This is a genomic window from Aliihoeflea aestuarii, assembly GCF_024105665.1.
Taxonomy (GTDB): domain Bacteria; phylum Pseudomonadota; class Alphaproteobacteria; order Rhizobiales; family Rhizobiaceae; genus Aliihoeflea; species Aliihoeflea aestuarii.
Genome location: NZ_JAAAMK010000001.1, coordinates 429,590 through 442,573, shown reverse-complemented (window position 1 = coordinate 442,573; position 12,984 = coordinate 429,590). Strand labels below are relative to the sequence as shown.

The 12,984-nt window shown below is 62.7% G+C and carries 14 protein-coding genes and 1 tRNA gene; 7 read left to right on the top strand and 8 right to left on the bottom strand.

Annotated features, from left to right (window positions below; genetic code table 11):
• Positions 1-57 precede the first annotated feature (57 nt).
• A complete protein-coding gene (locus tag GTW25_RS02195; RefSeq protein ID WP_252910339.1) occupies positions 58-1,149 on the top strand; it encodes a 2'-deoxycytidine 5'-triphosphate deaminase in 1,092 nt (363 codons plus the stop codon).
• Here the strand turns inward: GTW25_RS02195 and GTW25_RS02190 are convergent.
• Positions 1,091-1,915, bottom strand: coding sequence for an ion transporter (locus tag GTW25_RS02190; protein ID WP_252910338.1), 825 nt, complete (start codon positions 1,913-1,915; stop codon positions 1,091-1,093). The two genes, GTW25_RS02195 and GTW25_RS02190, sit on opposite strands and share 59 nt — an antisense overlap.
• A 124-nt stretch (positions 1,916-2,039) precedes the next feature.
• Between GTW25_RS02190 and GTW25_RS02185 the strand changes: the two genes are divergently transcribed.
• A tRNA-Gly gene (locus GTW25_RS02185) sits at positions 2,040-2,113 on the top strand.
• Between the two features lie 53 nt (positions 2,114-2,166).
• Here GTW25_RS02185 and GTW25_RS02180 read toward each other — a convergent pair.
• Together GTW25_RS02180 and GTW25_RS02175 are read right to left on the bottom strand one after the other, a co-directional pair.
• A complete protein-coding gene (locus tag GTW25_RS02180; protein WP_252910337.1) occupies positions 2,167-2,646 on the bottom strand; it encodes a hypothetical protein in 480 nt (159 codons plus the stop codon).
• A 326-nt stretch (positions 2,647-2,972) separates the two neighbouring features.
• Positions 2,973-3,176, bottom strand: a complete 204-nt coding sequence (locus tag GTW25_RS02175; protein WP_252910336.1) for a YMGG-like glycine zipper-containing protein — start codon at positions 3,174-3,176, stop codon at positions 2,973-2,975.
• Positions 3,177-3,332: 156 nt separating this feature from the next.
• On the opposite strand from GTW25_RS02175, the gene GTW25_RS02170 reads away from it, so the two are divergent.
• On the top strand, positions 3,333-3,599 hold the full coding sequence (locus GTW25_RS02170) for a DUF6460 domain-containing protein (RefSeq protein WP_252910335.1): 267 nt from the start codon (positions 3,333-3,335) through the stop codon (positions 3,597-3,599).
• Here the strand turns inward: GTW25_RS02170 and GTW25_RS02165 are convergent, their stop codons facing one another.
• The 3 genes from GTW25_RS02165 to GTW25_RS02155 are packed head-to-tail and all read right to left on the bottom strand — an operon-like array spanning position 3,600 to position 5,959.
• Positions 3,600-4,502 (bottom strand): histone deacetylase family protein, encoded by a 903-nt coding sequence (locus GTW25_RS02165; RefSeq protein ID WP_252910334.1) that lies wholly within the window; start codon positions 4,500-4,502, stop codon positions 3,600-3,602.
• A gap of 39 nt (positions 4,503-4,541) precedes the next feature.
• Entirely contained in the window at positions 4,542-5,615 is a 1,074-nt protein-coding gene (locus tag GTW25_RS02160; RefSeq protein WP_252910333.1) for a quinone-dependent dihydroorotate dehydrogenase, read from the bottom strand.
• Positions 5,612-5,959: a DUF952 domain-containing protein gene (locus GTW25_RS02155; protein ID WP_252910332.1), complete on the bottom strand. Its 348-nt coding sequence runs from the start codon at positions 5,957-5,959 to the stop codon at positions 5,612-5,614. Before GTW25_RS02155 ends, GTW25_RS02160 begins: the two co-directional genes overlap by 4 nt.
• Positions 5,960-6,064: 105 nt before the next feature.
• Here GTW25_RS02155 and GTW25_RS02150 point away from each other — a divergent pair, with 105 nt between their 5' ends.
• Together GTW25_RS02150 and GTW25_RS02145 are read left to right on the top strand one after the other, a co-directional pair.
• Positions 6,065-6,460, top strand: a complete 396-nt coding sequence (locus GTW25_RS02150; protein WP_252910331.1) for a hypothetical protein — start codon at positions 6,065-6,067, stop codon at positions 6,458-6,460.
• 85 nt (positions 6,461-6,545) lie between these two features.
• Positions 6,546-7,199 carry a response regulator transcription factor gene (locus GTW25_RS02145; RefSeq protein WP_252910330.1) on the top strand — a complete coding sequence of 218 codons (654 nt, stop codon included), beginning with the start codon at positions 6,546-6,548 and terminating at the stop codon, positions 7,197-7,199.
• On the opposite strand, the gene GTW25_RS02140 is transcribed toward GTW25_RS02145, so the two are convergent.
• Positions 7,200-10,685, bottom strand: a complete 3,486-nt coding sequence (locus GTW25_RS02140) for a PAS domain-containing hybrid sensor histidine kinase/response regulator (protein WP_252910329.1) — start codon at positions 10,683-10,685, stop codon at positions 7,200-7,202.
• Between the two features lie 197 nt (positions 10,686-10,882).
• Here GTW25_RS02140 and mscL point away from each other — a divergent pair, with 197 nt between their 5' ends.
• Both mscL and GTW25_RS02130 read left to right on the top strand, forming a co-directional pair.
• Positions 10,883-11,317, top strand: a complete 435-nt coding sequence (gene mscL / locus GTW25_RS02135; RefSeq protein WP_252910328.1) for a large conductance mechanosensitive channel protein MscL — start codon at positions 10,883-10,885, stop codon at positions 11,315-11,317.
• A gap of 52 nt (positions 11,318-11,369) precedes the next feature.
• The gene (locus GTW25_RS02130; protein ID WP_252910327.1) at positions 11,370-12,536 is read left to right on the top strand and encodes a pyridoxal phosphate-dependent aminotransferase; all 1,167 of its coding nucleotides are present in this window, start codon (positions 11,370-11,372) and stop codon (positions 12,534-12,536) included.
• A 9-nt stretch (positions 12,537-12,545) separates the two neighbouring features.
• Here the strand turns inward: GTW25_RS02130 and GTW25_RS02125 are convergent, their stop codons facing one another.
• Positions 12,546-12,905: a hypothetical protein gene (locus GTW25_RS02125; protein ID WP_252910326.1), complete on the bottom strand. Its 360-nt coding sequence runs from the start codon at positions 12,903-12,905 to the stop codon at positions 12,546-12,548.
• Positions 12,906-12,984: the final 79 nt, after the last annotated feature.

Sequence of the window (12,984 nt, the reverse complement as noted above, 5' to 3'; positions counted from 1 at the left end):
CCTTGCGTCAATTCGCGGCGTGTTTAAACCTCGCCCCAGTCGAGTGGGGAGCCGGGCGTGCGCCAGACGGGAATATTGCCGGACAGGCAGATCAGGGAATTGTTCGACAGCGGGGCGCTTGCCTGCGACCGGGCGCTCGATGACGACCAGATTCAGCCCGCCAGCCTCGATTTGCGTCTGGGCACGAAAGCCTACCGGGTGCGCGCAAGCTTTCTGCCGGGTGCGGCAAGCCGCGTGTCGGACAAGCTCGACCGCCTGAAGCTGCACGAATTCGACCTGACGGCCGGCGCGGTGCTCGAAACGGGCTGCGTCTACATCGTCCCGATCCTCGAAACGCTCGCGCTGCCCGACAAGGTCGCGGCGTCGGCGAACCCGAAAAGCTCGACCGGCCGGCTCGACATCTTCACCCGCGTGATGACCGATTACGGTGCCGAGTTCGACAAGATTCCCGCCGGCTACAACGGTCCGCTCTTTCTCGAAATCAGCCCGCGCACCTTCCCGATCGTCGTGCGCACCGGTTCGCGCCTCTCGCAGATCCGGTTTCGCATCGGCAATGCGCTGCTTGACGAGACTGCGCTTCACGATCTCCACACGTCGGAAACGCTGGTCGCGTCGGAAACGCCCGATATTTCCGGCGGCGGCATCGCGCTGTCGATCGACCTGACCGGCGACGATGCGGGCCTGATCGGCTATCGCGGCAAGCACCACACGGCCGTCGTCGATGTCGACAAGCGCGCCGCGCAGGATTTGTTCGATTTCTGGGAGCCGATCCACGATCGCGGAGCCAGGGAACTGATCCTCGACCCGGACGAGTTCTACATCCTCGTCAGCCGCGAGGCTGTGCATGTGCCGCCGAACCACGCAGCCGAGATGACTCCGTTCGATCCGCTCGTCGGCGAATTTCGCGTCCATTATGCCGGCTTCTTCGATCCCGGCTTCGGCCATTCGGCTGCCGGCGGCACGGGCAGCCGCGCCGTGCTTGAAGTGCGCAGCCACGAGGTCCCGTTCATCCTCGAACATGGCCAGACGGTCGGCCGCCTGGTCTATGAGCATATGCTGGAGCGGCCGGCCGCGCTTTACGGCACCGATCTCAAGTCGAACTATCAGGCGCAGGGCCTGAAACTGTCAAAGCATTTCCGTCAGCCCTGAGGGCGCGGATTTCCTCGCGCATGGCGCGCACTTCCTGCAGGATCATATCCTGCTCGTCCTTCATCTGCGATCGCTCCTCTGACGCGGTCGATTCATGTTCGTCCTGCATGGCCGATACGATGATACCGATGAAGAGATTGAGGACAGCGAAGGATGTCGTGACGATGAAGGGAATGAAATAAAGCCACGACCAGGGATAAACCTCCATTACCGGCCGCACGATGCCCATCGACCAGCTTTCCAGCGTCATGATCTGGAACAGCGTATAGGCGCTCTCGCCGATATTGCCGAACCATTCGGGGAACGATGCGGCGAAAAGCTTCGTGGCCATCACGGCGAAGACGTAGAACACCAGCGCCAGAAGGAGCACGATCGAGCCCATGCCGGGCAGGGCGGCTACGAGGCCGCCGACGACCCGGCGCAACGACGGCACGACACTGACGATACGCAGGACGCGCAGGATGCGCAGCGCGCGCAGGACAGACAGGTTGCCCGTCGCTGGCATCAGGGCGATGGCGACCACCAGCAGGTCGAAGACGCGCCATGGATCGTTGAAGAAGCGGCTTCGGTAGACGAGTGCGCGCGCCGCCAGCTCCGCCACGAATATGACGAGGACGAGGCGGTCGATCAGGAGCAGCAGAGGTCCGAACCGCGCCATCACGGCCGCCGAAGTTTCCAGCCCCAGCGTGATCGCGTTGACGATGATCAGCAGCGTGATGAGCATTTCGAACCGGCGCGATTCGATGAGCATTTTTAGGCGGGTCACGTCGGGCGTCCTGAATGGAGGAAATTCGCCGCACCACTCGCCGAGCGCGCGCGCCGCGTCAACCTGCGATCGGTCACAAATGCGCTTGACGGCGCCTTTGCCCTCGCAGATTAATGGGCCTGTCGCGGGTGTAGCTCAATGGTAGAGCAGCAGCTTCCCAAGCTGAATACGAGGGTTCGATTCCCTTCACCCGCTCCAAACCGATCATCGGTTGGCATTGTGAAGCCCAAGTTATGCTTGGATCGAAGCCGTTACCGCGCGTTGAACGACCGGGGGGCTGGCTGCCGTCGATCGAAATACGCGAACACCGCGATGGCGAGGAAAACCGGGATTCCCAGTTCGAGGACTTCTTCGAAAACCACCGATAGCAGCGTCGACTGAACGTCGATGCCGAGGAATCCGAGATTGCTGGCGGCTCCGTCGAGTGCCTTCGACGCAACCGCGCTGATGATGGCCGCAGCCACTGCCAGACAGGCGATGTCGAGGCTGCGCAGGCCGTGCAAAAATGCCTTGCCGCAACGGGCGACGAGCAGATAACCCGCCACGCCGAGAACGGCGAAAACGAACACTCCGAATATTTTTTCCGCGAGCGCTACTTCCGGGGAAACGTAAAGAAGTGTTTTCGTTATGCTGTACGTGGTGAAATGCGCGTGAAAGTCCATCTCGCGAAGACACATGGCCAGCGGGATCACTGGCAGGAACCAATATTCGCGCAAGGCTGCGCCGTCCATCTCCCGAATGAGCATCGTCGTGACGACCAGATACGCGGCGGCCGAAAAGACCTGAACAGGTCCACCTTCGCTCAGGTAGAATATCTGCAATTCAGAATTGAGAAAAAACGGAATGACGATGAGCAGCGCAAGCGCGGCAGCGGCGACCGCCATATATGTCAAATAGCGGCTGGGAGCATGCGCAAGCTGTTCATCAGTAGCAAAAGCCGAGGACAAGCTGAAATTCCTTCCCAGACGCTTCGCCGGTACAGGACGATTCGGACAATTAGCATGTTAGCCGATAGCGTTTATTGGAATTTAGCTGGATAAGTCAAGCGAGCAGCCGATCAGTGCCCGGCTCCGATGACCGCGCCTGCGGCAGCACCTCCGAGACCGCCGACGATTGCGCCCGTGGAGCCTGCGATCAGCGATCCCGCAACGGCACCCGAGCCGGCACCGATCATCGCACCGCTCGCCGTGCGCATGGCAGGCGTCGATCCGCAACCGGACAGCGTTGTCGCGACGAGAACGGCGGCGAGAAGTCGGGTCATTTCAGGCTCCAGGCTTTGGACAAGTTTAATTGAATGCGCCGGAACGTGTTTCATCGAGGTTAAGAAAGTGCTTCCGCCAGCCTGCGGCGCGTCACGATAGCTTGAACGCGGGGCCGCCAATGCGTATGTGCGCACCCCTACCAACGGAGACGCGACATGTCGGCAGTGAACCGCTTTCTCGGCGACAGCCCCTTGCGGGTTCTGGTCAAGCTGATCGTGATTTCGTTTCTGGTCGGCATCGTCATGAGCGTCATGGGCTGGTCGCCCTATGGCATCATCTACGGTGTCCGCGATTTCTTCCTGCACCTCTACAACACCGGCTTTGCCGCGTTTGGACGGTTTATCGACTATTTCCTGCTCGGAGCGGTGCTGGTCGTGCCGGCCTTTTTCATCATCAGGCTTTTGAGCTATCGCAAGGGCTGATCAGGCGAATTCGGCTGCTGTCTCGAACAGAATCGCATGTCGCGCGGCGAGCGCGTCGACATCTTTCGAATAGCCGCCGCCGATGACGCCGCACACCGGAATGTTTCGTTCCCGGAAGTAGCCGATGACGGCTCGATCACGGGCACGCAGGCCTTCATCCGAGAGTGCAAGACGCCCCAATCGATCGTCGCGATGCGGGTCGACCCCGGCATTGTAGAAGACGATCTGCGGTTTTGCGTGATCGGCAATCAATGGCAGCATGCGCGCGAGCTCGGCCAGATACGCCTCGTCCTCGATGCCGTCGTCCAGCGCCACGTCGAGGTCCGACACGGCCTTGCGCAGCGGATAGTTCTTCGCCGCGTGCATCGAAAACGTGAAGACACGGCTGTCCCCCATCAGGATTTCGGCCGTGCCGTCACCCTGATGCACGTCGAGATCGACGACGAGCGCGCGAGAGATGGCACCTTCAGCGAGGAGCGCGAGCGCGGCCACCGCGACATCGTTGAAGGTGCAGAAGCCAGCCCCCTGCGCCCGTCTTGCGTGATGGCTGCCGCCGGCCGCGTTGCAGGCAAGGCCGTGGTCGAGTGCAAGCCTTGCTGCAAGCAGCGTGCCGGCGCTGGCGAGCTGTGCACGGCGCGATACGCGCGCGTCGACCGGAAACCCGATCTCGCGCTCTATCGGGCGCGGCACCGTGCAATCGAGCACGGCCTGAACGTAGTCGCCCGCATGCGCCCGCGCGAGCATGTCGAAGCCCGGAAGGTCGGGCCGGTGCTCATTGTCTGGGCGGGCGAGGCCCTTGTCGCGAAGCACCTTGATCAGCCGCGCATATTTGCTCATCGGAAAGCGATGATCGGCGGAAAACTGCGCGTCGTAGTCGGGGTGATGGACGATAGGCAGGGTCATCGTGCCATGAGATAGGTGCGATCCGGGCCGCGAAAAGCCTCAGTCCGGATTTTGCCCCGCCCAATGATCGGTCCGGCTGTCGCGAATATCTCGGATGGAAGTCAGTTTCTCCCGCGCTGCGAACGCGCTCATCCCGCGCACGATTTCACCCGGCAGCGTCGGCCCGCCATAGACCATGCCCGTGTAAAACTGGACGAGATCGGCACCGGCCCTCATCTTCTCGATCGCCGTATCTGCGGAATCGACCCCGCCGACCCCGATCAGCGGCAGGTCCGGACCGACGAGCCGGCGCATCTTCGCAAGCATGATCGTGGCGCGTTCGAAGAGCGGCCGACCCGAAACGCCGCCGGCTTCCCGTGCCTCGCCGCTGGTCAACCCGTTGCGCGACAGCGTGGTGTTGGAAACGATGATGCCGTCGATCCCCTTCGCGAGAACGGTCTGCGCGATATCCTCGAGGTCGCCTTCGGCAAGGTCGGGCGCGATCTTCAGAAAGATCGGTGTCGTGCGCGCTCCGCGCGCGGCGGCGACGGCGCCGAGCAGTTCCTCGAGGCTGGCGCGCGTTTGCAGGTCGCGCAGGCCGGGCGTGTTGGGGGAGGAAATGTTGACGGTGAGATACGAAGCGACATCGGCGAAGCGCTCGACCCCGGCCGCGTAATCCGCGATTCGGTCGGCGCTGTCCTTGTTGGCTCCGATATTGACCCCGACGATGCCTTTTGCGTTTCGCCGCGCCTTGAGCCGGGCAAGGCACGCTTCGTGACCCTCGTTGTTGAAGCCGAGCCGGTTGACGATGGCCTCGTCCGCGACCAGCCGGAAGATGCGTGGCTTTGGATTTCCCGCCTGCGGCTTCGGCGTCACGGTGCCGATTTCGGCAAAGCCGAAGCCGAGCCGCAGAAGCGCATCGGGAACCTCGCCATTCTTGTCGTATCCGGCCGCCATGCCGAGCGGGTTGGGAAAGGAAAGCCCCGCAATCGTGACGCGCAGCCGTGTGTCCGCCGGGGGAGGGGCACAGACTGGAACGCCGCTTTTCAAGCCTGCGATGGACAGGCCGTGTGCGCGCTCGGCATCGAGCCCGAACAGGAACGGGCGGGCGAAACTGCGATAGAACGAGTTCATGCGGACAGATCCGGAAAGCGGTGCGCGCCGTTTGCTTCGAGCGGCAGGGGCACGACCCGGACCGCAAGCGCCGGGTCGAGCGGCGCATAAAGATGCGGGAAGAGGTCGCCGCCGCGCGAAACCTCGTAGCGAAGCGCGTGGCCCAGCGTCTCACCGTCCACCGCGACGAGGACCAGATCGTCCTGTCCGGCGAAGTGCCTGGCCGCCGTTTCGCGCACCTGCGCGGCGGTCGAAAAGTGAATGTACCCGTCGGTGAGATCGACGGGCGCGCCGTCGAAACGCCCCTGTGCCTCGGCTTTCCGCCACAGTGCTGCCGGAACGATCTTGTAGATCAATGTGCTCATGGGCCGGCTATAGCCCCGCCTGCGCGCGATGAAAAGCGCTGCCATGGAAGTGCCGGGTTCTTCGGGTCATTTATCCGCAACCCGCGTCTTTCGGAGGACCACATCATGCGCCTTCTGCCTCTTCTCGCCGGCATCGCCGCGATGCTTGCAACCCCCGCACTGGCACAGGAAACCGAACGCTACCGCATGGAGCGCACGGAGGATGGCTTCGTGCGTATGGACACGACGACCGGGCAGATGTCGGTCTGCCAGGAACAGTCCGGCCAGCTCGTCTGCCGTACGGCGACCGACGAACGCCTTGCCTATGAAGACCGCATCGATGATTTGGAGCGGCGCGTCGAAGCGCTCGAAAGCGCGCAAGGCACCGCCCAGAACGCATTGCCGTCCGAGCAGGAGTTCGAGCAGTCGCTTGGCTATATGCGCCGGTTCTTCCAGAGCTTCTTCGACATCGTCAGGGAGTGGGAGAACGATCCCCGCACGCCGCAGCCCGATCGGACCTGAACGCAGCGGCAGATCAAAAAATGCTAGCGCGACCTGCCAATCCGGCTAAACTCGAAACCGCGGGAGCCGGAATAAGGAGGGGTTTTTGGGTCAGCGCCATCGCTTCGTCATTGCCGACGACCATCCGCTTTTTCGCGGAGCGCTTCGGCAGGCGCTGTCTTCATTCGAGGGAGCCACGATCGACGAGGTCGGGGATTTCGAGGCCGCCAAGGCATGCGTCGTCGCCAATGACGATATCGACCTTCTCCTGCTCGACCTGACAATGCCCGGATCGAGCGGCCTGTCGGGCCTGATCGTCCTGCGCGGCATTTCCGCCAATGTGCCGGTTGTCGTGGTATCGGCGCGGGACGATGCCGAAACGGTGCGCCGCGCGCTCGAACTCGGTGCGGCGGGTTTCATTTCGAAGTCGGCCGGCATGGACCAGATCCGCCACGCCGTGACCACGGTGCTCGAAGGCGGCGTCGCGCTGCCCGACGACATCGAGCTCGGCGAAGAGCGCGACCCGGAAGTGTCCGATCTGATCCATCGCCTGCAATCGCTCACCCCCCAGCAATCGCGCGTCCTGACCATGCTTGCCGAAGGCTTGCTCAACAAACAGATCGCCTATGAGCTGAGCGTGTCCGAGGCGACGATCAAGGCACATGTCTCGGCGATCCTGCAAAAGCTCGGCGTCGACAGCCGCACGCAGGCCGTCATCCGCCTGTCGCGGATCGGTTCGGAACCGCAGCCAAGTGCCTGATCACTCCGCCGCCGGCGCCAGCTTACGGTAGCGCGTGAGCATCATGCGCAGCGCGGCCGGCTTGACCGGCTTGTGAAGGACGGGGATGTCGAGCACGGCGGCGCGCTCGCGCACGTCGTTGGAGCGGTCGGCCGTGACGAGGATCGCCGGCACCTCGCTATTCCAAACTTCGCGCGCCCGCGCGATGGCCGCAAAGCCGTCTTCGCCGTCGAGGTGATAATCGGCCAAAATCACGTCCGGCACCGGCATGGTGAGGTCGAAGGCAGTCGAGCCGGATGCGGTCGCGACCTTGCAGCGCCACCCTTCGAGCAGCTTGCGCATGCCGTCGAGAATGCGTGGCTCGTTGTCGATGCACAGCACGCAAACGCCTTCGAGCGGCACGTTGACGCCGACCGGCACCCGCGGCTCGCCGGCGTGGGTGATCTGCGGGGCTTGGGCGATCGGCAAAAGCGTTGAAAAGCACGAGCCCTTGCCCTTGACCGAGTGAATGCGGATTTCCAGCCGCAGCACCCGCGCGATGCGGTCGACGATGGACAGGCCGAGGCCCAGCCCCTGTGCCTCGCGCGCGCCGTCCGCAAGCCGAAGGAATTCGCGAAAGACCGTTTTCAGTTCATCGGAATCGATGCCGATGCCGGTGTCGTGGACCTGGATTTCCAGCAGGTCGCCGCGCTTTTTGACGCCAACGAGAACCGTGCCGGAACGTGTGTATTTGATCGCATTGGAGACGAGATTCTGCACCAGCCGGCGCAGGAGATTGCGATCGGTGCGCACGGCAAGTTGCGAGGGAACGATGCGCAGGTCGAGCTTCTTTTCCTGCGCCAGCGGTTGAAAGTCGGTCTGGATCTGGCGCAGCAGTCCGTCGAGCCGGAAGGTCGTATCCACCGGACGCATCGCGCCGGTGTCGAGGCGTGAGATGTCGAGGACCGCTCCGAGGATCGTTTCGACCGAATCCAGCGACGATTCGATGTTCGCCACCGAATCCCCGACCGATCCCTCTCCGACGCTTTCGGCAAGCGACGCGCAGTAGAGCCGCGCCGCGTTGAGCGGCTGGAGAATGTCGTGGCCTGTCGCGGCCAGGAAGCGAGTCTTGCCCAGATTCGCCTCTTCGGCCAGCATTTGTGCCTGCGCCAGTTCCTCGTTGACGTGGGTGAGTTCGGCCGTGCGACGCGCGACGCGGTTTTCGAGGGTCTCGTTGACGCGTTTCAGCGCAAGGTCGGCCTCGACGCGCTGCGTGATGTCGGCATAGGTCGCGACGATGCCACCGTCCGGCATCGGGTTGGAACGCAATTCGATGATGCGGCCCGTGCTCTTGAGTTCGATTTGCCACGGTGAGCGGAAAGCAGCGAGCCGGTCGATCGTCTGGTGGATCGTGTCGTAGGAAATGTCGCCGCGATCGGCGAGATGGCTGAGAATCTCGTCGAGCGAGACGCCGACGCGCCCCATCGAATCGGGAAGGTAGAAAAGCGAGCGGTACTGCCGGTTCCAGCAGATCAGCCGGAAGTCGCGATCGAAGACGGTGATACCCTGTTCCATCTGGTCGAGCGCGATCTGCAACAGGTCGCGATTGTGCTGAAGCGCCTCGGATGCGTCGTCGAGAAGTCGCAGCGCCTCGCGCGGGCTGCGGTCGTGACGCTGGAAGAGAAGCGACAGGACGAGCCGCGACGACGAGGAACCGACCGCGCTCGTCAAAAGCTGTTCGGAAAAGCGCACCACGTCCATGTTCGCCGGGTCGCTGCCCGCAAGCGGCCGGCTCTGCTTCGCCTCGAAATTCTGGAACGAGCGTTCGGTTCGCTCGGTGCCAAGATAGCGCGCGATCGTGTCCTTCAAATCCTCGACCGTCACCGTCGTCCGGAAGCGGCGGAAGCTCGGCATCGGATTGGCGTCGCGGGGCACGAACAGCGCGGCCTGAATGCGCTCCAGCGGCTTGGACGCGCGCGAGAACGAGCCGAGCATGAAGAACAGCGTATTGATCGACAGGCTCCACAACACGCCATGGACGAGCGGTTCGGCTTCGGTTCCGAACAGCGATTGCGGACGCAACGCCTCCAGCCCGAAAAGGCCGAACTGGACGATCGCCGTGTCGGGCGGCGCGAGCGAGGGCAGGAGCAGCGTGTAGGCCCAGATCGTGATGCCCGACAGCATGCCGATGACGGCGCCGCGCGCATTGGCCCCGCGCCACACCAGCCCGCCGAAGAAGGCCGGCGCGAACTGCGCGACGGCGGCGAACGATATCAGGCCGATCGAGGCAAGCCGCGTATTGTTGGTGATCTCGCGATAGTAGAGGAAGGCCGCGACGAGGATGAAGAAGATCGCGGCGCGGCGGATGTTGAGGATGAGCTGGGACAGGTCTTCGTGTTCCGCCATGTACTGCTTGGCCATGCGGCGCAGGAAGAGCGGCAGGACGATATCGTTGGAGATCATGATCGACAGCGCCACGCTGGCGACGATCACCATAGCGGTTGCGGCCGAAAGGCCCCCGATGAAAGCCAGAAGCGCCAGCCAGTCCTGACCGAAGAGGAGGGGCAGTGAGACGACGTAGAGGTCGGAATTGACCTCCGGACCCATGATGGCGATGCCGGCGAAGGCGATCGGGATGACGAACAGGTTGATGGTGACGAGATAGGCCGGGAAGAGCCAGCTTGCCGTGCGCAACTCGCTTTCGGAGCGGTTCTCCACGATCGTCACGTAGAACTGGCGCGGCAGCATGATGATGGCGATGGCGGACAGCCCTGTCATTACGATCCAGGTCGAGAGCGGCGTTTGATAGTCGTAGGCCGCCATCGCCTGCGCAGAGTCCCGGATTTCGGAGACCAGCCCGTCGACGCCGCCGAAGAAGAAGAACGAGACGGCGATACCGACGGCAAGGAACGCCGCGAGCTTGACGATCGATTCGACCGCGACGGCGAGAACGAGCCCGTCCTGATGCTCCGTCGCGTCGGCGTGACGCGTGCCGAACAGCATCGCGAAGATCGCGAGCAGTGCGGTGACGATCAGCGATATGTCGCCGATGACGAAATCGATCGAGGGCGGCGCGCCGTTATAATGTTCGACCATGAGGCTGACGCTGCCGGAAATCGCCTTTAGCTGAAGCGCGATATACGGCACGGTGCCCATAACGGCGATCATCGTGGCGATGGAGGCGACGGCGAAGCTCTTGCCGTAGCGCGCGCCGATGAAATCGGCGATCGACGTGATCTTTTCCGATTTCGCCAGCCGCATGATGTGCCGCAGCAGCGGGAAGCCGAATACGAAGACGAGAATCGGCCCGATATAGATCGCCAGAAACTCGAAACCGCGTTCGCTGGCGAGCCCGACCGAACCGAAGAACGTCCAGGACGTGCAATAGATCGCGAGGCTGGCGGAATAGATGTAGGGGCGCGCCTTGCCCGGCCCGTTGCGCGCCGAACGGCGGTCGCCGAGGCTCGCCACGCCGAACAGGAGCGTGACGTAGCCGATGGCGATGATGACGACCACCCAGCCCTGCATTTCGATATGGTCCTCCTGAGTTTTACGCAACCATATGCCGACCGACGTGTCCATCGGACTTGAGGCTCATCGGGGGCGTTCATGAGGCCAGGCGAAATTGCATCTTCTGCCGCGCGCGTCATCTGCTATCTTGGCGCGTGCTGCGGCAGCCCGCCGCACCTACTCGTCGTAAGGCTCAAGGGGACAGTGAGGCCGTCATGATCAAGGAATTTCAGGAATTCATCGCCAGGGGCAACGTCATGGACCTTGCCGTCGGCGTCATCATCGGTGGCGCGTTCGGCCTGATCGTCTCGTCGCTCGTGGATGACGTCGTCATGCCCATCGTCGGCATGATCTTTCGCGGCGGCGTCGATTTCTCGAACTATTTCCTGCCGCTTTCGGGCGGCGTCACCGCCAACACGCTTGCGGCTGCACGAGAACAAGGCGCGGTGCTCGCCTATGGCAATTTCATCACCGTCCTCATCAACTTCCTGATTCTCGCCTGGATCATCTTTTTGATGGTGAAGATGGTGAACAATATGCGCCGCAAGCTGGAGCGCCAGGAACAGGTGTCCGACGTGCCGCCGGCCCCGCCCGCCGACGTTGCTCTTTTGACCGAAATCCGCGATCTGTTGGCCCGGCGGCCGAGCTGATCCTTTTCAGCGCCCGGCTCTCCCGGCCGGGCGTTTCCAACGGAATGCATGAATGTCCATACTCGATCATCTGCGTGGCGAAGCCCGGCTTGCGCCCGAAAGCGGTATCGTTGCCGTCGTCAATCACGGGCGGACCAAGCCCGGCCTCATTCCTCTCTGGGCGGGGGAGGGCGACAAGAAGACGCCTGACTTCATTTCCAATGCCGCGATCGAGGCGCTCACGGCCGGCGAGACGTTTTACACCTGGCAGCGCGGTATCCCCGAGCTTCGCCATGCGCTGGCCCGTTATTACCAGCGTCATTTCGGACCGGCTTTCAGCCATGAAGAGTTCATCGTCACCGGCTCGGGCATGCAGGCGATCCAACTGGCGATCGACGCAGTCGCGGGTGCCGGCGACGAGGTGATCTATCTGTCGCCGTCCTGGCCGAACTTTCCCGCAGCCCTTGGCGTGGCCGGCGCAGTGCCGGTGCCTGTGCGGCTCGCGCATTCGGACAATGGCTGGCACTGCGACGTGGACGGCATCGAGGAAGCGGTGAGCGAGCGCACCAAGGCGATTTTCGTCAACACACCCTCGAATCCGACCGGCTGGACCGCCGACCGCGAAACGCTTGAGGACATTCTGGACATCGCGCGCGAGCGCAATTTGTGGATCATCGCCGACGAAATCTATTCGCTGTTCTACTATGACGGCCCGCGCGCGCCCTCCTTCATGGACGTGATGCGGCCCGACGACCGGATCATCTTCGTCAACTCCTTCTCCAAGAACTGGGCGATGACCGGCTGGCGTGTCGGCTGGCTGAAAATCCATCCCGACCTCCAGCAGACCTTCGAGAACCTGATTCAATATTCGACGTCGGGAACGCCCGCTTTCCTGCAAAAAGGTGCGGTCGCGGCGCTCGATCAGGGCGACGGTTTCATCGCCGGCGAAGTCGAGGCCGCACGGATCGCGCGCGACGCGATCTCGCAACGGCTGCTCGCCACCGGCCGCGTCGACCTGACGGTGCCGCAGGGTGCATTCTATCTGTTTTTCAGGATCGACGGCATCAAAGACACGCGACGTGCCGCCTTCGAGATCGTGGACGAGGCGAATGTCGGCCTTGCGCCGGGGACGGCCTTCGGCCCGGGCGGCGAGGAATTCCTGAGACTCTGCTTCCATCGCCGCCTCGACCATGTCGAGGAAGCGGCGGACAGGCTCGCCAACTGGATCGAGAAGCGCTGACGGGGATCGTTACCAGGGCTCGAAGGTCAAGGCACCGAATTGGCGGTGGTCTATTCCGACTTCGAAAACTTTTTCGATGAGCGAATGGACCTCGCCGACCGTCACGTGCCGGTTGTAGGACCCTTTTTGCTCGATTTGCGGAAAGTCGAGAAGGACGATCTGCAAGTGGCGCGCATCCTCGACATCGTCTTGTATGTCTGCGTCGTAATAGAACTGGATCGTCCTGTCGTCATCGTCGACCAGACCCAGATAATTGCCCTGCACGCCGCGAATTTCGTCGGACCAGATACGGGTAGCTTCGCGAACATCGACCGGTACCGGCGTGTCTGAGGGTACTTCGCGGCCGCAATCGTTCCAGAATATCTTCACAACATCGCCCCTTCCACTTTCGTCTCGAAGAAACCTAGCGCGTCTCCCGAGTAGCGGGAAACGCTTTGTTCGAGCACGG